At 60.6% G+C, this 18,276-nt stretch carries 16 protein-coding genes; 10 read left to right on the top strand and 6 right to left on the bottom strand.

Annotation, left to right across the window (positions count from 1 at the left end):
* Positions 1-42 precede the first annotated feature (42 nt).
* From ACYPXD_RS18215 to ACYPXD_RS18200, 4 genes are all read left to right on the top strand, one after another.
* On the top strand, positions 43-939 hold the full coding sequence (locus ACYPXD_RS18215) for an oxidoreductase (RefSeq protein WP_459714113.1): 897 nt from the start codon (positions 43-45) through the stop codon (positions 937-939).
* 455 nt (positions 940-1,394) lie between these two features.
* Positions 1,395-2,141 carry an SDR family oxidoreductase gene (locus ACYPXD_RS18210; RefSeq protein ID WP_459714111.1) on the top strand — a complete coding sequence of 249 codons (747 nt, stop codon included), beginning with the start codon at positions 1,395-1,397 and terminating at the stop codon, positions 2,139-2,141.
* Positions 2,142-2,286: 145 nt separating this feature from the next.
* Positions 2,287-3,141 carry a DJ-1/PfpI family protein gene (locus ACYPXD_RS18205; RefSeq protein ID WP_459714109.1) on the top strand — a complete coding sequence of 285 codons (855 nt, stop codon included), beginning with the start codon at positions 2,287-2,289 and terminating at the stop codon, positions 3,139-3,141.
* A gap of 121 nt (positions 3,142-3,262) precedes the next feature.
* Positions 3,263-3,745 (top strand): YybH family protein, encoded by a 483-nt coding sequence (locus ACYPXD_RS18200; protein WP_459714107.1) that lies wholly within the window; start codon positions 3,263-3,265, stop codon positions 3,743-3,745.
* Between the two features lie 92 nt (positions 3,746-3,837).
* Here ACYPXD_RS18200 and ACYPXD_RS18195 read toward each other — a convergent pair whose 3' ends face one another.
* Together ACYPXD_RS18195 and ACYPXD_RS18190 are read right to left on the bottom strand one after the other, a co-directional pair.
* On the bottom strand, positions 3,838-4,785 hold the full coding sequence (locus tag ACYPXD_RS18195; RefSeq protein ID WP_459714306.1) for a GlxA family transcriptional regulator: 948 nt from the start codon (positions 4,783-4,785) through the stop codon (positions 3,838-3,840).
* 296 nt (positions 4,786-5,081) lie between these two features.
* Positions 5,082-5,687, bottom strand: coding sequence for a TetR/AcrR family transcriptional regulator (locus ACYPXD_RS18190; protein WP_459714105.1), 606 nt, complete (start codon positions 5,685-5,687; stop codon positions 5,082-5,084).
* A 92-nt stretch (positions 5,688-5,779) separates the two neighbouring features.
* On the opposite strand from ACYPXD_RS18190, the gene ACYPXD_RS18185 reads away from it, so the two are divergent.
* From ACYPXD_RS18185 to ACYPXD_RS18160, 6 genes are all read left to right on the top strand, one after another.
* The gene (locus ACYPXD_RS18185; protein ID WP_459714103.1) at positions 5,780-6,355 is read left to right on the top strand and encodes a peroxiredoxin-like family protein; all 576 of its coding nucleotides are present in this window, start codon (positions 5,780-5,782) and stop codon (positions 6,353-6,355) included.
* Between the two features lie 563 nt (positions 6,356-6,918).
* Complete coding sequence (locus ACYPXD_RS18180) at positions 6,919-9,315, top strand: acetamidase/formamidase family protein (protein WP_459714302.1); 2,397 nt, start codon at positions 6,919-6,921, stop codon at positions 9,313-9,315.
* 126 nt (positions 9,316-9,441) lie between these two features.
* Complete coding sequence (locus ACYPXD_RS18175) at positions 9,442-10,344, top strand: polysaccharide deacetylase family protein (protein WP_459714101.1); 903 nt, start codon at positions 9,442-9,444, stop codon at positions 10,342-10,344.
* Positions 10,268-11,275, top strand: a complete 1,008-nt coding sequence (locus tag ACYPXD_RS18170; RefSeq protein WP_459714099.1) for an ABC transporter substrate-binding protein — start codon at positions 10,268-10,270, stop codon at positions 11,273-11,275. The genes ACYPXD_RS18175 and ACYPXD_RS18170 overlap by 77 nt, the downstream gene beginning before the upstream one ends.
* Positions 11,276-11,334: 59 nt before the next feature.
* Positions 11,335-13,038, top strand: coding sequence for an amino acid ABC transporter permease/ATP-binding protein (locus ACYPXD_RS18165; RefSeq protein WP_459714097.1), 1,704 nt, complete (start codon positions 11,335-11,337; stop codon positions 13,036-13,038).
* Between the two features lie 12 nt (positions 13,039-13,050).
* Entirely contained in the window at positions 13,051-14,067 is a 1,017-nt protein-coding gene (locus ACYPXD_RS18160; RefSeq protein WP_459714095.1) for an alpha/beta fold hydrolase, read from the top strand.
* A gap of 225 nt (positions 14,068-14,292) precedes the next feature.
* On the opposite strand, the gene ACYPXD_RS18155 is transcribed toward ACYPXD_RS18160, so the two are convergent.
* The 4 genes from ACYPXD_RS18155 to ACYPXD_RS18140 all read right to left on the bottom strand — a co-directional run bounded on the left by ACYPXD_RS18155 (position 14,293) and on the right by ACYPXD_RS18140 (position 18,150).
* Positions 14,293-15,225: an acetamidase/formamidase family protein gene (locus tag ACYPXD_RS18155; protein ID WP_459714093.1), complete on the bottom strand. Its 933-nt coding sequence runs from the start codon at positions 15,223-15,225 to the stop codon at positions 14,293-14,295.
* A 102-nt stretch (positions 15,226-15,327) separates the two neighbouring features.
* Complete coding sequence (locus ACYPXD_RS18150) at positions 15,328-16,179, bottom strand: ABC transporter permease (RefSeq protein WP_459714091.1); 852 nt, start codon at positions 16,177-16,179, stop codon at positions 15,328-15,330.
* Between the two features lie 13 nt (positions 16,180-16,192).
* Positions 16,193-17,074: an ABC transporter ATP-binding protein gene (locus ACYPXD_RS18145; protein WP_459714089.1), complete on the bottom strand. Its 882-nt coding sequence runs from the start codon at positions 17,072-17,074 to the stop codon at positions 16,193-16,195.
* Positions 17,071-18,150: an ABC transporter substrate-binding protein gene (locus ACYPXD_RS18140; RefSeq protein WP_459714087.1), complete on the bottom strand. Its 1,080-nt coding sequence runs from the start codon at positions 18,148-18,150 to the stop codon at positions 17,071-17,073. Before ACYPXD_RS18140 ends, ACYPXD_RS18145 begins: the two co-directional genes overlap by 4 nt.
* Between the last annotated feature and the right edge of the window lie 126 nt (positions 18,151-18,276).

Raw genomic sequence — 18,276 nt, 5'->3', positions numbered from 1 at the left:
ATATGCTTGCGCCCATGCTCGAACACATCAGGACACCATTCAATGACGAAGTTTGAACATCTGACCGTCGCGCTCGTGGGTCCGGGCGCAATCGGCACGACCGTGGCAGCAGCGCTTCATGAGGCGGGACGCACGCCGGATCTGTTCGGCCGCACGGCGCACGAGTGCCTGGAGCTTCGCTTCGATGGCGGAAGTATCGTCGTACCGGGGCCCGTGCAGAACGATCCGGCGAAGATCGAAAACAAGTACGACCTGGTTTTCGTCGCGGTCAAGTCGACACAGACTGCAGCCACGGCACCGTGGCTTTCTGCCTTATGCCATGAGAAGACCGTCGTTTGCGTGTTGCAAAACGGTGTGGAACAGAAAGCGCTCGTCGCATCCTTCTTGCCCGGCAACCCGGTGCTGCCCTCGGTGGTGTGGTTTCCTGCTCAACGTGAAGCGGACGCGTCGGTATGGCTGCGCGCCAAGGCGCGCCTCACCTTGCCGGACAGACCGGAAAGCAGCGTCGTGCTCGCGGCGCTGCGCGACACGCGATGCGCGGTCGACGTCGCTGCCGACTTCGCCTCCGTCGCGTGGAGAAAGCTCTTGCAGAACGCGGTCGCCGGTTTGATGGTTCTGACAGGACGCCGATCCGGCATGTTCTCCCGAGACGACATCGCCGCGTTGTCTCTGGCCTATCTACGGGAATGTCTCGAAGTCGCCCGTGCGGAAGGCGCCACGCTGGGCGACGAGGTGCCGCAAGAGATCCTCGATGCATTCCGACGCTACCCGGCCGACATGGGTACGTCCATCCTTGCGGACCGGCAGGCAGGTCGTCCGCTCGAATGGGACTGCCGCAACGCAGTCGTGCAGCGATGCGGTCGCACGCGCGGCATTTCAACGCCGATCAGCGATCTGGTCGTGCCGCTTCTCGCAGCCGCAAGTGATGGACCCGGCTGACGCCGATCGGCGAAGTTTGATCCACGGCATGCGCCAACGGCGCACAGGCGGTGCACCTCAAGTCAAAGCCGCACAGCACGGCACCGGCTATTACCTACCCCGGCTATCGGCCAGGGCTATCGACGCGAACCCCAAACGTTGTTTAAGCGCCTGGAAGTAAGGCGCGCTGCAGGCGTGCGTCGAAACACTATCGCGCACCTGGATAACTCGGCAGTGATCGAAAGGAATTGCGCTTACATCGCCGGGCGCATTCACTGAACGGCATCGGCCCGGCCGAGGTTCGTTGGCCATTTGCCTGAAATGAAACGGCGTTTTTTGAGGGAAATAGGACCTTTGAGCCGTCTGATTCAGGTTCCATAATTTGCACAGGAAATCAAACCCAGACACGTGCACAAACGCGTTTGTGCCTTTGCCTGTCGGTTCGATCATTCTTAAAGCGAAGAAAGGAACACACCATGAGGCTTAAGAACAAGTCAGTTTTGATTACGGGCGGTACCAGTGGAATCGGTCTATCAACCGCCAGGCTCTTCATTGCGGAAGGCGCCCGAGTAGCGGTTACTGGTCGCGATGAGGCCGCGTTTGAGCGCGTAAAAGCCGAGCTTGGCGAGAATGCGCTCGTTCTCAAGGGCGATGTACGCTCGATCGAGGACATGCGGGCGATTGCCGCACAGATAAAAGATAAGTTCGGCGGTCTCGATGTCGTATTCGCCAACGCTGGCTGGGCTTTCCCCTCCGCGGTCGACGACATCGACGAACAACTCTATAACGAGATCATGGACATCAACGTCAAGGGCGTGGTGTTCACACTTCAAGCCGTACTGCCGGACCTGCGAGCGGGCGCCTCGGTCATTCTCAATACATCGTTCGTCGCCCAGACCGGCAAGCATGGCATCTCATTGACCGCGGCGGCAAAGGCGGCCGTGCGATCGCTTGCCCGCAGCTGGTCCTATGAGTTTCTCGACCGAAAAATCCGCTTTAACGCCATCGCGCCTGGCGCGATGAAGACGCCCCTGATCACCAGGTGGGGCATGTCCGACGAGTGGGTTCGCGACCGTCAGGCCGAGTTCGCCGAAGCTATTCCCGTGGGCCATATGGGCAAGGCCGAGGACATCGCCTATGCGGCGCTCTATCTCGCTAGCGATGAATCCGCCTACGTTGTCGGCACCGAACTGGTCGTCGATGGCGGTGCCTCGCAACTCTAAGGCCTCGGGTTTCGATTCCGGAGGCTTGCGCGTCACCGCAGGTCATCCACCGCTAACCAGACCACATGCACGCGACGATTTTCGTCGCGGTGGATCTTCACGGGTCGCGCTCGCAAAGAGCGCAAAAGCATCAGGAGAATATATCTTGACCGACAACACCAAAAACAGCGCCTCCAGCAAGCCGCTGTACGCTGCGGGCCGTTCCCGCCGCGATGTTCTCAAGCTTGGAAGCATCGCCGCGCTTGGCGCGATTCTGGGAGGCCGGGCGCTGCCTGGCCACGCCACGCCGACGCCTGAGCAGACCGCAAGCGCGGGGATACTTGCGCCGAATGATCCCCTCAATATTCTGATCGTCAATTACGACGGAGGTACGCTGCTCGATTTCGCGGGCCCCAGCGAGATTTTTCATCGACTGCCCAATACGAACGTTCGCTATGCGAGCCTCGATGGAGGCAACGTAACGCTCGAATTCGGCGTCGTGTATGGCAAGACTGAACGACTGGCCGATATCGATCGCACAGATCTGATCCTGGTTCCCGGCGGCTCGAACCTGACAGCGCCGATGCGCCCCGCGTATCAAGCGCAGATCCGGCGTCTCGCCGAAAGCGCCCAACATATCACTTCGGTTTGCAACGGATCGCTGGTGCTCGCTGCGACGGGCGTGCTCGACGGCAAGCGCAGCGCTTGCCATTGGGCCTTCGTCAACAAGCTTTCCGAATATGGCGCCATCCCCGTTCCCGATCGCTTCGTGGAAGACGATAACGGCCGGTTCATGAGCGGTGGCGGCGTGACAGCGGGCATCGACTTCGCGCTTCGTGTCGCAGCAAAATTGCGCGGGCAACAGGCCGCCGAATTCACTCAGCTCGCGATCGAATATGATCCCGCTCCGCCATTCCATTCCGGTCACCCTCGAGACGCGCGGCCGGACGTGATTGCGATGGTCGATCAGGAACTGCCCGGCGCAAGCCGCGGGCTCGCACGCATTCCAGGCGTTCGCTGAAACGCAGTGCAGGCAATGTGCGCGGTCGCTTTGTTGAAGGACAGCCCAGGCGGCATTGCCTGCTCCCCGGTTCCAGTCCGGGCAACCCCTTTTCAATTAAGCCAAGATCGGAAATCAATTCATGCAACGGATCTCTCTTTGCACTGCTGCCCTTGCAGCCTGCGTCTCTTTTTCCGCCTTTGCCGCACCGGCACTGGCCGATCGTTCGCCGCGTCCGCCCGAAGCCGCCATCAAAGCCGAGAACGCGCGATGGGCAGAAGCCTTCGCGCGAGGTGATGATGAGGCGATAGGCCGTCTTTATACGAAAGATGGCGCGCTCTTGCCACCCGGCGGCGAGAGAATCACCGGTGCCGCGGCAATTGCCAGCTACTTCGCCAAGGGCAATGCCAGCGCCGCGTCCGACACGGTATCGTTCAGTCATGCAGAGTTCTACGGCAATGATCAAGCCGTGACCGAGGTTTCTGACGTGGAAATTCGAGACCGCGTCGGGAGACTCAAGTTTCGCGGCAAGCAGACTCTCGTTTTCCTGAGGCAGAACGGCGCCTGGAAATTGCATCGCGACATGTGGAATGCTTCCGCTACCGTAAACGCCGACGGCCGTTGAGCGTCGCGCCGAGAAATAGATATCGCTTATAGAACGCGCGAATAAGCTTTTAGACCGTGCCGACCAGGCAGCGCCAATCGGCCGTCAATCGATCAGCGCCCACTGGCTAGCCTGCTCTCGCGTCGAATCGATTGCGGTGGGTGTCCGTGCAATTTGACGAATGCCCTGCGCATCCGTTCAGGATCTGCGAATCCCACAGCGAGAGCAATCTGTTCTATTGGCTCGCTACCATCCTGCAGGCGCAACCGCGCGGCCTCCACTCGCAAGCGCTCGACCGCCTTGGCAGGTGTCTCGCCGGTTTCCCGGCGAAATGCTCGTCCAAATTGTCGCGAACTTAATCTTGCAGCATCGGCGAGCCGTTCGACAGGTAACGCTTCAGCCAGATGCTCCCTCGCAAAATTCAAAGCGATGCGGATACGATCCGATTCCGGCTCCATTTGCGACATCGCCGAGAATTGAGACTGACCGCCGGGCCGACGATATGGAACGACCAGGAGCCTGGAGACAGCGCGCGCAACTTCAGCGCCCAGATCTCTTTCAATCATGGCGAGTGCCAGGTCTATTCCGGAGGCGATGCCCGCCGATGTCCAAATGCAACCGTCCGCTATATAGATGCTGTCGCCTTCGACCTTGGTGAGAGGGAAGCGCGACTGCAATTGAGTCGCGTATCGCCAGTGCGTCGTTGCTCTCCGACCGTCCAGCAAGCCGGTTTCCGCAAGCAAAAACGCCCCCGTACACACGCTTGCGACACGCAAGGCTTTGGCGGCCAATTTCCTTGCAGCGGCGATGTTCCTGGATTCCTGCATCGGAGCTATGTCACCGCCCACGAAAATGACGGTGTCAAACGTGCGCCGCCCGGCCGGCTTTGTTTCGATCGGAAGGCCCGAATTGCCAGGAATTGGGCCTCCAGCCTGCGAGATTACCTGAAGATCATATGGGGAATGTCCAGCGGCTGTCACCACCTGGCTAAATGCCGAAAGGGGCCCGCCGAGATCAAGAACGTCGTGGCCACGGCAAACGAAAAATCCAATTCGATGCATGACGAAGTAGTTAACTGAAATCGATGGAAAGGCGCATTTTACGAAGAAACCTCGAACTGCGCCATTTGACCTTAAATGAGGGAAAAACGACGTTTCCGCCTTCATCGATCAGTCGTACAGTTGACGCCACCGACATTCGACTTTGGCCTTTGGCCTTTGGCGGACGAGCGACCGCTGTCGGGCCGCGAAGCGCACATGCGAGTGTCGGTCGATGCCGTCAGACTACCGAACACGCTCGAATGCCGACGAATGGCTGATGCCATTCAGCCTTGTACATCAGCGTAGAGATGCCCTACTCATCCATCGTTCAGCAGGCTCGCCAATCCGCGCAATAAAATATCGATTCCTTTCCGAAACTCTTCGTCGGGTCTAACCCGTCGCGCAACGCGTGCTGTCGCCGACAGCAACGGGTACTCGCCGCGTGGTGCATCGGCCATTGCGCCCGTGCCCCGCCCATCGAGCGGAGCCAGGTATTGCGCCTGGAGTGCACCACTGAGATAGCTGACCAGCGTGCGTAACGCAATGACTCGCTGTGCGCCTTTGAATCCGCCGTCGGTCAGCATACGCAGGAGCGCTTCCGCACATCGCCTCACGGACTGCGAGTCATGGCGATGAAGCATCAGCAGCGGCACGATCGACGGGTGTGCGCCCACCGCATCGCGAATTTTCGCCGCGAGCTCGGCGATTTGTCGATCCCACGATAAAGAAAGTTCGGAATCCGTTTCGACGCTCGCTAGCACCTCGTCGACTACGAGTCTCTCCAAGGCTTCGCGGTCCTCGACATAACGATACAGTGACATGGCTCCCACGCCCAGTTCCGCCGCCACTGTACGCATGGAGAGTGCCGGCAAGCCATCGCGATCGATGACTCGGAGGGCTGCGGCGGCGAGGTCGGAATGCATCAGAGAACGTGAACGTGGCATGGCCGCGAATCGCAGAGTTGCGTTATGCTGTTGCGTAAGCGTACACTGTACTCTAACGATGAGACAAAGTCATGCACACGTTGCACAACCGCCTGGTAATCGAACCCGGCCATCTGATCACAGGCCGACAGCTTTTCTCGCTGAATGGCGTAGTGGCGCTGCCAGACCCGAATCGGCTGATTCATCTGCAATTCCGGCGTTTTGCAGGTTGTCCCGCGTGCGACCTGCACTTGCACTCCATCGCGAAACGGCACGGCGAGATCGTGTCTGCCGGGATTCGGGAAGTGGCTGTGTTCCACACGGCCGCGGACGACTTGCGCCCCTTCACCGTGGAACTGCCGTTCGAGATCATTGCCGATCCGGACAAAAGGCTATATGCGGCGTTCGGCGTCGAGGCATCGCCCCGCGCACTGTTGAGTCCACAGGCATGGCTCCCGATTCTGCGCGGTGTGTTGCGAAGTCTCGGCAGGGTTGTGTTCAAACGGCAACCTGTAACGTCGTTCCATCCTGAAGGTGGAAAATTGGGCTTGCCCGCCGATTTCCTTATCGACATCGATGGACGAGTTCTCGCCTGCAAGTATGGGAAGCATCTATACGATCAATGGTCCGTCGATGACCTGCTGTCGCACGCTCGGACCAGGCGATGAACGCATCATCATCCGCTGTTCTGTCGCCCATACGATCGTCACCGGTCTCGTTCGTGCTGACTACACACGCTTACGGAGCGTGAGAAACGCATGCTTCACGACCTGCAAGAGACGCGATTCCCGAATCGGATCGCCCGCCCGGTGTGCCTCTGATGACAGGCCCCCTCCCTGTGGGGGATGGTCGACCCGGCGACCTGCTCGTGGTGTGCGATCGGCAGATCATTCCACGCTTCCACCAAGGATCGAACGTCGCAGCGCCGTGGGGTTATCTATTCACCGCTTTCGACTGTCGCGGCGGATTTCTCCGTGACTCAGGTTGTCGACGGCCGCAAGGCATTCACTGCAAGGTTCCCCGCCGCATCTTTCCCGTAAGAAAAAAGCCTCGCGCGTAAAGAGTGCGTGCGCGCGCTAGCACGGTGCGTCCACGCACAGGCCCACAGTGCACGCTAACCGTGCACCGTGCATTGTCCGACATGAACGACAGCGGCTACGACGTTTCATTAATGGCGCGGACATTGCTTTTCAATCGTCGGCTGACGTTCGTCAGGGTCCGGGAGCCGAGATTGGACTTATTGCGTTTCACCACCGAGTCGTATGCCGAAGGAGATCGCCTGCAAGCATGGAGGGAGGCGCTCGAAGCGCTCGGCCTGCGCTGCAGCGCAGGTCCGGCATCCGCGCAGCAGTTGCATGGAACCATCCGGTCGCGCAAATCGGGCAACGACTTCGAGCTGATTGCGCTGGCCGCGTTTGCGCAAACCATCGAGCTCAAGGACGACGGCGCTGACACGCTCACAATCGTGCTACATCTTGACGGCGGCGGGACGTTCGTCGTCGATGGCGTGCACACGCCGGTTGCCATCGGCGATATTGTCTATGCGTCGTCGCGCGAGGACGCCTACCTGTCCTTCACGTCCAGCTTTCGCGCATTCGGGATCCGCGTCCCCCGCTCGGCCATCAACGCACGCCTTTTAACACCGTTCTCGCTGCAAGCCGGACGTTTGCCAGGCGAGACGGGCATTGGTCATGTGTTCTCGGGCTTTCTGCGCTCGATCGCTGAAAGCATCGAGACGCTATCACTCGACGACTTGCGTCCTCTCGAACTCGCGCTAGCAGAGTTTCTGATCGCGAGTCTCGCCGGTCACGACAAGAATGGCGGCTTCACTGGCCTCACGCCCTCCCAGGCCGCGCTTTTTTCGCGCGTATGCCGGACCATCGAAGGCAGTCTGGCTAACCCCGATCTCGGACTGGCATCGATCGCCAAGGAAGAGCGCGTTTCGCCGCGCTATCTGCAGAAGCTGTTTGAAACGGTCGGGCAGAGTTTCTCGACGTACTTGCGCTCGCGCAGGCTGGAGCGCTGCCGTGCGGATCTCGTCAATCCACTGTACGAAAAAGTTTCCATCGCCGATGTGTGCTTTCGCTGGGGATTTAACGATTCCGCGTATTTCAGCCGCGCGTTTCGCGAACAATATGGCGCGTCGCCGCGTACCTTCCGGCATGAACGCGGGCTTGAACTGGCGCGCCATCTCGTGCGGCGGATTTCGCGGGGCCTACCGGTCAATGCCGGCAGCTTGCTTGCGCGTGCACAGCTCGCCACTAAGGAGGTGGTTCACCAAGTCGCGGACCAGCTGGCCGGCCCCCGCTTCCTCGCGCCGCCCGGCGCGACTTCTGCGCCACCACCGCGCGAGTCCGGCAAGCCGCGCCATCATCTTTTGCGCGCAACGGCCAATACAATTCACTGGGGCTACTTCAGCCACAGTCTCAAGCCGGTCCTCGAAGTCAGCACCGGCGACACGGTGACGATCGAAACACTCACGCAGCACGCGGCGGATGACTGGGAGCGTATGGTGGAGGGCGACCCCGGCGCCGAAAGCGTGTTCCATTGGACCGCCAACCGCAAGAACGTCGACCGCCGCGGAGCGGGCCCGATGGATGCCTCCATCTATGGACGGGGTGCGGGAGAAGGCTTCGGGGTGCATATCTGCACCGGACCGATTGCCGTGCGCGACGCCGAACCCGGCGACGTGCTGGAGGTCCGCATCCTCGACATTCATCCACGCCGTTGCGCCAATCCAAAATTCGCCGGTCGCGCGTTCGGCAGCAATGCCGCTGCCTGGTGGGGCTTCCACTATCGCGAACTGTTGACCGAGCCGAAACCTCGCGAGGTCATCACCATCTACGAACTCGACGCCGACGCCACCGCGGGCGAACGAGCCTGTGCGCACGCCGTCTATAACTTCCGCTGGACACCTCAGCGCGATCCTTTTGGCGTGATGCATCCGACAATCGATTATCCGGGCGTGCCCGTCGATCACTCAACGGTCGTCGAGAACCACGACATCCTGAAAGATGTCCGGATTCCGGTGCGTCCGCACTTTGGCGTAGTCACCGTCGCGCCGCAACAGGATGGTCTGATCGATTCGATTCCGCCGTCCGCGTTCGGCGGCAATCTCGACAACTGGCGTGTCACGCGCGGTGCGAGCGTGTTTCTGCCGGTCGGGGTGCCCGGCGCGCTGCTCTCCATTGGCGACCCGCACGCGTCGCAAGGAGACTCGGAATTGTGCGGCACCGCAATCGAGTGTTCCCTCACCGGCGACTTCCAACTGGTGCTTCACAAGAAGGAAACGCTTGGCAAACAGGAGTTTGCGGACCTCACATATCCGCTCGTTGAAACCGCCGATGAATGGGTGCTTCACGGGTTCAGTCATCCAAACTATCTGGCCGAGTTCGGCACCAGCGCGCAAAGCGCCGTGTACGAGAAATCCACGCTTGATCTTGCGATGCGCGACGCGTTCATCAAAACGCGGCGCTTTCTGATGACCACCAAGGGGCTTTCCGAAGATGAAGCGATCTCCCTGATCTCGGTCGCCGTCGATTTCGGTGTGACGCAGGTCGTCGATGGCAACTGGGGAGTGCACGCCATCATCCGCAAGGCGCTTTTCAAGGACTCAAGTCGCAAGTGACGCGATTCAATGCGCATGCGGACAAGAGTTTGTTCGCTGCAAGCGCGATGCCGCTATTTTGACTTCCATACCATGGTCCTGACGTGAACACAGGCGCACGCGCCGTTTGACAGGACTGACTGGACCATGGATTCTCCCGCACACCGCGCGGTGCCCGGCCACGGCCGCTTTCAATATTCGCCGATCAATGACCGACCGGTCTATCGTTGGCCTGACGGATCCCGGCTAGCGGTTTATATCGGCTTCAACATCGAGCATTTTTCGTTCGGCGAAGGATTGGGCCCGACTATCGGTCCGGTGATGCCCGAACCCGATGTGCTCAATCACGCCTGGCGTGAATACGCGTTGCGCGTCGGCGCATGGCGCTGTCTCGATCTCTTCGACGAACTTGCGCTACCGGCCGCGGCCATCATCAACACGGCCCTCTACGATCACTGCCCTGAACTGGTCGCCGCGTTCGCTCAGCGTGGCGATGAACTGGTCGCACATGGCCATACGAACTCGGAACGGCAGGGCACGTTGTCCGAGGACGACGAACGCGCACTGATCGTGGCATGTCGCCAGCGCATCGCCACCGAGAGCGCACAGCAGCCGGCTGGCTGGTTGTCACCGTGGCTCTCGGAGAGTCATGTCACAAGCGATCTGGTGGCAGAAGCCGGTTACCAGTACACGCTCAACTGGTGTCACGACGATCAGCCCACGCGCTTGCATACCCGCAACGGTCAGCCGCTGTGGGCGATTCCGTATCCAGAGGAGGTCAACGATATCCCCATGATTCTCGCGCGCCAAATGGACGCAAAGTCGTTCGCCGATCTGGTAATCGACCACTTCGAGGAAATGTTGCGGCAATCCGCCCGCCAACCGCTCGTGATGGGCATTGCATTGCATGCCTACCTGATGGGGCAGCCCCATCGCCTGTGTCACTTGCGCAGGGCACTCGAGCATATTGCCCGTGCGCGCAACGAAGGCCGGATCTGCATCACGTCGCCCGGTTCGATTGCAAGCCACATGGAGCTGCTTGGCCATTAGATCGCTTCATGTTCACGTCGTGCCACGCCTCGCCTCCCCCTCTTTCGTGTTATTAGCCCCGACAGGATTCGCCATGTTCATGCCAAAGATTTTCAAGCTGCTGTTATGTGCGGTTACCGGCCTCCTCCTCGCTCAAAGCGCGTTCGCGCAATCGTGCGAACCGTCCAAGGTGGCTCAGAAATATCCCTCGCTTGCGGGCAAGACCATCAAGATCGGCGTAGATCCGGAGTCGCCGCCGTATGCGTTTCGTGACAGCAAGGACTTCAACAGGATCATCGGCGCCGATGCCGACATGGCGCGCGCCGTGTTCGATTGCGCCGGCGTGAAAACGGAGTTTTTCACGGCTGGCTGGCCGGGCTTGCTGCCCGCGCTGCGCGCCGGACAGATCGACGTGATGTGGGACTTGCTCTACTACACACCGGAACGCGCGAAGGAGACGAGTTTCGTCACGTATATGCAAGCCGGCACGGGTGGCCTGGTGGCAGCGGGCAACCCGAAGAAGATCGACGACATCTCCAAACTGTGCGGCCTCACGGTCACCGCAGGCATCGGTACCGTCGAACTGACGATGGCGCAAGCGCAGGCCGCCAAATGCAAGGCAGAAAACAAACCTGATGTGACGATCATGACGTCCGCCGATATCGCCTCGGGCGCGCGCCTCGTCGCAAGCCATCGCGCCGACGTCATGATGTACGACCTGGCGCTCGTTGACGGTCTCGCGAAACAGAATCCACAGCTCTACATGCGCGGCTTCATGGTGACGAGCGGCATGAAGATCGGCGTGGGCGTGAAGAAAGATAACGCCGACATGATCGCGGCGGTATCCGATGGGCTAAAGATCATGCAGGCGAATCAGACGCAGAAAAAGACTTTCGAGAAGTACGGCGTCGATCCGTCGCTGCAAATGCCGACCACGTTGCTTACTCAATAACGCTGCCCGCGCGGCACACGACGTCGTCTTCCGGCCGTCGTCATGGATCAGGTCTGGACATGAAGACATTGCGTATCCAACACAGGTTCGCCGGCGCTCTCGGCACGATCGCCATGCTTGCATGGCAGCCGGCAATCGCCGCCGGTCTCGATGGGGTTCAGGTATTCGACGGTTTCAAAGAACTCGGCGGCTACGTGGGCTCGCCTTTTCTTCTCGGCGGCGCATGGATCGCGGTGAAGATCACGCTAATAGCGATGTCGATCGGGCTGATGCTCGGCCTCGGACTCGCGCTAATGCGCTTGTCGCGATTCAAGGCTCTAAACTCGGCAGCATGGGGTTATATCTGGTTTGTGCGCGGCACACCGCAACTGCTGCAACTCGTGTTTATCTTCGACGCGTTGCCGCTGATCGGTCTGCGCTTCGATGAATTCACGACCGCGGTGATCGGCTTTGCGTTGAACGAGGCGGCGTTTAGCGCCGAACTGTTCCGTGCCGGGATCCTGTCGGTGAATCGTTCGCAATCGACCGCGGCCGCAGCGCTTGGCATGGGCCCCCTGCTGACGCTACGCCGCATTATCCTGCCGCAATCGATGCGCGCGGTGATTCCGGGTCTGGCCAACGACACAATCGGCATGTTGAAGCTGACGTCTATCGCGTCGGTGATTTTCGTCAACGAGCTAACATTTCGCTCGCAACAGGTGGTCGGGCAAAACTTCAAGTTCTTTACCGTGTTCGGCGCGGCCGCGGTCATTTATCTGTTCCTGACCAGTGCAATCTCCATGCTGCAGGTGTGGCTCGAAGGCATCTTCGACCACGAGCGTGACCGCAAGCTCGCGTTCACGTGGTTTGGACTGCGCGCATCGACGCGTGACGTAAAGCCCGTCGACGCACCGGTTGATTTGCCGGGCGCAGCCAAGGCAGCGACGGCGAGCGATCACGTATGGATCAGCACGCTGCTGCCCGCCGGCAGTCGCACGCCGCGACATCCCGACGAACCGTTTGTCGCGTGCAGGAACGTCTGGAAATCGTACGGCAAGCGCGAGATTCTGCGCGGCGTCGATTTGTCGATCGCGCATGGCGAGGTGGTCGTCGTGCTCGGCCCGAGCGGATCCGGTAAAAGCACGCTGCTCAAACTCATCAACCATCTGGAACCGCTTGACTGGGGGACCATCAAGGTCGATTCGCAGTATGTCGGGTATCGCGAAGTAGCGGGTGGCGACGGCACGGTTCGGCCCGTGCACAACCTCGCGCGAGCGCGAGCCGAGGCGCGCGTGGGCATGGTGTTCCAGCATTTCAATCTTTTTAGTCATTTGAGTGCGCTGGAGAATATCGTCGAAGCTCAGCGGCAGGTCTACGACGTGCCGCGCGCCGAGGCGCAAGCGCTCGGCCGCGATCTATTGAAGAGCGTGGGTCTGGCCGGCCATGCGGACTTCTTGCCGCACCGGTTATCAGGCGGACAGCAGCAACGCGTGGCGATCGCCCGTGCACTCGCAATCAAGCCGAAGTTGATGCTGTTCGACGAACCCACTTCGGCGCTCGATCCGGAACTGGTCGGTGAAGTGCTTGGCGTGATGCGCGGGCTGGCCGATGCCGGTATGACGATGATCGTGGTCACGCACGAAATCCGCTTTGCCCGCGACGTCGCCGATCGTGTCGTCTTCATGGACGGTGGCGAAGTCATCGAGCAAGGAACACCACAGCAAGTCATCGACAACCCGACTCACGAGCGTACCCGAAGATTCCTTAACGTCGTCGCCACCTGATATGAGGCTCACATGCCGGACTTCGAAACTTTCAATCTTGGCCGCGTGACGCTACAGTCCGGCGCGACGCTGCCGGACATGCTGCTCGGCTACAAAACGTATGGTCGGCTAAACGCAGCACGCGACAACGCGATCGTCTATCCGACCTTCTATAGCGGCAGCCACGCAGACAACGAGTGGCTGATTGGCGAGCACATGGGCCTTGATCCGCTGGAATACTTCATCATTGTGCCGAATATGTTTGGCAACGGCGTATCGAGTTCGCCGAGCAATAATCCGCCGCCTTACGATCGTGGCCGCTTTCCGCATGTCACGCTTTACGACAACGTCGCGATGCAGCACCGCCTCGTGACCGAAAAGTTTGGCATCGCGTCGCTCAGGCTCGTCACCGGCTGGTCGATGGGGGCGATGCAGGCCTACCATTGGGCCGCGATGTATCCGGAGATGGTAGAGCGACTTCTGCCGATTTGCGGGTCGGCGCGGTGCTCCCGGCACAATTTTGTGTTTATCGAGGGGCTAAAGGCACCCTTGCTGCTGGACCCGGCGTTCAAGCACGGTTTTTACGATGCACCGCCGACGCGTGGAATGCGAGCCGCTGCGCGTGTATTCGCCGGCTGGGGGTTTTCGCAGGCATTTCTGCGTCAACGGCTCGACATCGAAGCCATGGGATATGGCTCGCTCGAGGACTTTATCACCCACTTTTGGGAAGGCGATTTTCTGAAGAAAGACGCGAACAATATTTTGTCCATGATGTGGAGCTGGCAGCACGGCGATATTTCCGCGAATTCGCGTTATATGGGGGATTTCGATCGGGCGTTGGGCAGTATCACTGCCAAGGCTATGGTGATGCCCGGACGCACGGATCTGTATTTTCCGCCGGAGGACAGTGCGTATGAAGTCTCGAAGATGCCCAATGCACAGCTGCGGCCTATCGAGTCGGTTTGGGGACATTTTGCGGGCGGCCCGGCGGCCAATGCTACCGACATCAAGTTCATCGATCGGGCAGTGAGGGACATTCTGGCGATGTAGTGATCGTTGGTTTTGCGATCCGCTGCAGCCGATCCACAGAAATCGTAACGCCGGCGACCGACGCAATCGCCCCGCTGATGCGCCGCAGTCAGACCTGCGCGCAACACTTGCCCGATCCGCCTGTCGAATCAAGGGCTGTTCGACACCCGCCCACGCCCGCAGCGGCACTGTCGCATTCGACGCGCGGCGGCGAATAACGCCGCGCGCGCAATGAGGCGCCCTGCTTTAGCGTTTGGGCAAGTACTTCTTCGCCACCTTGCAGACGTAGGTGAATTTGGGGTTCACCATCTGCGTGCAGCGCGCCTCGGCGATCTGCCCGAGCAGCATGTAGGCCTCTGGCCCCGGAATGTGGAACTCCTCTTCGAGCCAGTACACCATCTCTTCGAATGCGATGCGCAGCGCGTCGTCGAGCGGCCGCGCGCAGCCCACCGTGCAGATATGCGTCGGCGTTTCGATACGTGGCCATGTCATCCGGCGCGGCGCGGGCTTGATGTCGACCTTCAGCTTCAGATGGCCGCGAATCTCGATCGCCCCCATCCCATTGCATTCGGCGTCGCCCTGCAGCGCGTGCACGTCGCCGAAATACAGGTAAGCGCCTTCGTGAAACACGGGAAACATGATGCGGTTGCCGTTGGTCACTTCCTGGATATCGAGGTTGCCGCCATGCACGCCGTTGTCGACCGTCAGCGTGCCGCCCGCAACCGGCGCGACACCGATCACGCCGATCATCGGTTTCGCTTCGAGCTTTAACGCATCGCTCCAGTGCACGATGCCGTCCTTGACGACGACGTTGCGGTTCTGGATGCCGAACTCGCGCTTGCGCACCCAGTCCGGAAAAATGCCGATACCGGGCCAGAGCGCGGTGTACCCGAGGCCGTGCACGCCGACGTCGAGCACGTCGATCACGACCATGTCACCCGGTTTTGCGCCGGCGAGGCGCACCGGGCCGGTGGCCGGATTGACGAACGGCAGCGTGACCTGCGAAGCGTCGAGCTTGTCGTCCAGATGCGTGATCAGATGGCCGCCGATATTCAGTTCGGTCTCGACTTCGAACGTATCGCCCGGTTGCACTTCGGCGATGAAGCTGTCCGTGGCGGCGAGCGCATACTTCAGGCCCTGCTTGCGGATGATCTGATGCGGTACGGAGACAGTGTTCATGGTATGCGTGCGAGTTCGGTTATCACGGGAGCGGTGAGGTAAACACACGCCGTTGCAACATCGATCGGTTGTGCGCGCAACGGCAGCAATGGGCGCAGGCGCTCAGTCGAACTTGTGCCACGGCATCAGAAAGCGCTCAAGACGTCCGACGAGAAACGACAGGAAAAGCGCAAGCGCGATGGTCACGACTACGCCCGCAAACACCTTGGGAATGATGTACAGGCTGCCGGCCTTGAAAATGGCGTGCCCGAGCCCTTCCGACGACGACATGAATTCGCCGATGATCGCACCGATCAGCGCAAATCCGACCGTCAGTTTCAGGCCTGCGAAGATGTCGCGCAGCGACGCGGGAATGATCAGCTTCAGGAAAATCTGGCGCTTGTTCGCGCCGAGCGTGCGCATCAGATTGATCTGGTCGTCGTCGGTGCCGGTGGCGCCTTTATAGGCGATCACCAGCGCGATCACGACAACGGAAAGCGTCGACATCGCCAGCTTCGAGGCCATGCCGGTACCGAACCAGATGATCACGATCGGTGCGAGCGCAACGATCGGAATCGAGCCGAGTGCAACGATAAACGGCTGTACGACTTTCGATACGAAGCGCGAGTACCACAACGAAAGGCCGAGCAGCGTACCGATCACATTGCCTAGCAGGAAGCCGAGCAGTGTTTCGAGGCCGGTCACGCCCGTGTCGTGTGCGAGGCTGCCGTCCTGCTGCATCTGCACGAGAAAGCCCCAGATCTGTGCGGGGGAGCCGAACAGGAACGCATTCAATGTCTGCTTCGAAGCCGCACATTGCCAGAGTCCGAGCAACAGCGCGAGCAGCAGCAACTGGCAGGCGGCAACGCCGAGCTTACCGCGCCATTTGCGCAGGAGGCGCCGGCGTCGCTCGACGTGTGCGGGCGAGACAGCGCCGCTCCCGGCGGGCACTGCGTGGCGATTGGGTTTCAACACGCGTGGCTCCTCTTCAACGTTCGCCCATGCGCACGTCGAGCTGCGACCAGATCTCGCGCACCAGCGCCGCAAAGCCAGGCGTATCGCGCATCGCCATCATGTCGCCGCGCTCGCCCCCAAGGCGGACTTCGTGGATTGCGCGAATGCGCGAGGGGCGGTGTGTCAGCACGATTATGCGGTCTGATAGCGATACCGCTTCTTCGACGTCGTGCGTGATGAGCAGGACAGAACGGCCTTCGCTGCGTACGAGGCGCGCCATGTCGCTTTCGAGCACGACCTTGGTCTGGAAATCGAGCGCCGCGAACGGTTCGTCGAGCAGCAGCACTTCGGGATCGGTGACCAGCGTGCGTGCCAGCGCGACACGCTGGCGCATGCCGCCCGACAACGCTGACGGATAGTAGTCGTAGTAAGGCGCGAGCCCGACCTTGCCGAGCATCGCGAGCGCCTTGCTGGCGCGGTGCGCGCGCGGTATTCCTGCCATCTCGAGGCCGAGCGTTACATTGGCTAGCGCCGTGCGCCACGACATCAGCATGTCTTTCTGCAGCATGTAGCCGATGCCGCGCGGCACGTCGGCAAGCGGCTTGCCATGCCACAGCACCTCCCCGCGCGTGGGGCGCGTGAGGCCGCTTAGCAGGTTCAGCAGCGTGGTCTTGCCGCAACCCGACGGCCCAACGAGGCTGACGATTTCGCCGGGGCGAAGATCAAACGAAATTTCGCCGATGACGGGGTTGGCCGTGTCGTCTTCGCCGTACGTCTTGCCTACGCCGCGCGCGGCAAGCGGCACCGCCGAGGCGCGGTGGATGTGCGGCGCCGCGGCAGACAGTGTTGCTGCGCTCGCTGCCGCGTGAGTGGCCGCCGCCGTCCCGCCTGCGCTGTGCGTGCCGGTGCCAGTCACTTCGCTGCTACCGCTGCGCCCGCATCCTTGGCGGCGGCGGTTTTGGCCGCCTTGTCGGCAAAGCCGTTATCGATGATCTGATCGAAGCCGATCGAAGCCTGTACGTTGCCGAGATACTTCTGCATCGCCATCAGGTTCTGCCACTGTTTCGGATCGACCGGAATCGTCTGCGCGGGAATTTTGTATTGCAGTTCCATGTCGATGGCGCGGTTCACTACGTCCGCAGGTACATCAGGGAATTCCGCGCGCGCGACTTCTTTCGCGTAATCAGGTTTTGCGTATGTGAGCCGCGCGGATTCCTCGAGCGCATCGATCAGCGCCTGCACGACCTGCGGATTCGCCTTCACGTAGTCGGGCAACACCATCACGCCGGTATTGCAGAACGGTCCCATGTAGCTCGAAAAATCGAACACGACTTTTGCGCCTTGCGAAATCGCGGCCGCGACGTTCGGCTGATACGCGACCGCGACGTCCGCGCGGCCCGCGAGCATCGCGCCGATTTCGGTCCCGGGGTTCACTTCGATAATTTTGGCGTCGGTGCCAGGCTTCAGACCGGCGTCCTGCATCAGCTTCCTGGTGACGCTGTAGTTCGTGTTCGGATCCGGCGACGTGACGAACGTAAGGCCCTTGAAGCCTTGCGGATTCTTGATCGGTGCGGCGACGGTCTTCGAAACGCCGAAGTAATGGGCGCGTTGCACCAGCGTGCCGATGACTAACCCCGGCCCGCCGCGCTCGCGTGACATCTCGACCATGGTCGGATCGCCGACCGCGAATTGCGCGGTCTTGCCGAGCACGGCGGCGAATGCCTGCGTGTCGCCGCCCGCGGCCGTGAGGTGCAGCGCAAGGCCGTGCTTCTCGAAAATTCCTGCATGCTGCCCGACATACAGATCGATGTAGCCGAGATTGTGGACCGCTTCGACGAACTCGATCGGCTGCGGCGCCGCGGCGTTAGCAGCCACCGTTGCGCACAACGCCGCGACGACCGCCGCCGTGCCGACCATGAAGCGTGTGCGTGCAGGTGAAAACGGTGCGAAGGAACCGCGTGCGCAGTGACCGGTGGAAAGCAGGGATTTCATCTTTCGTAAAACTCCATTCGGGGTTGAAAAGAGCAGCGAGAGATCGATGCGCATTGCGTGCGCACGCTTCAGCGATGACGACCCATAATAGGAGTGTCAAAAATGACTCGAGTTGTGCAGGAACGA

The sequence above is a fragment of the Paraburkholderia sp. 2C genome (assembly GCF_054589215.1).
This window is presented reverse-complemented; position numbering and strand designations above follow the sequence as displayed.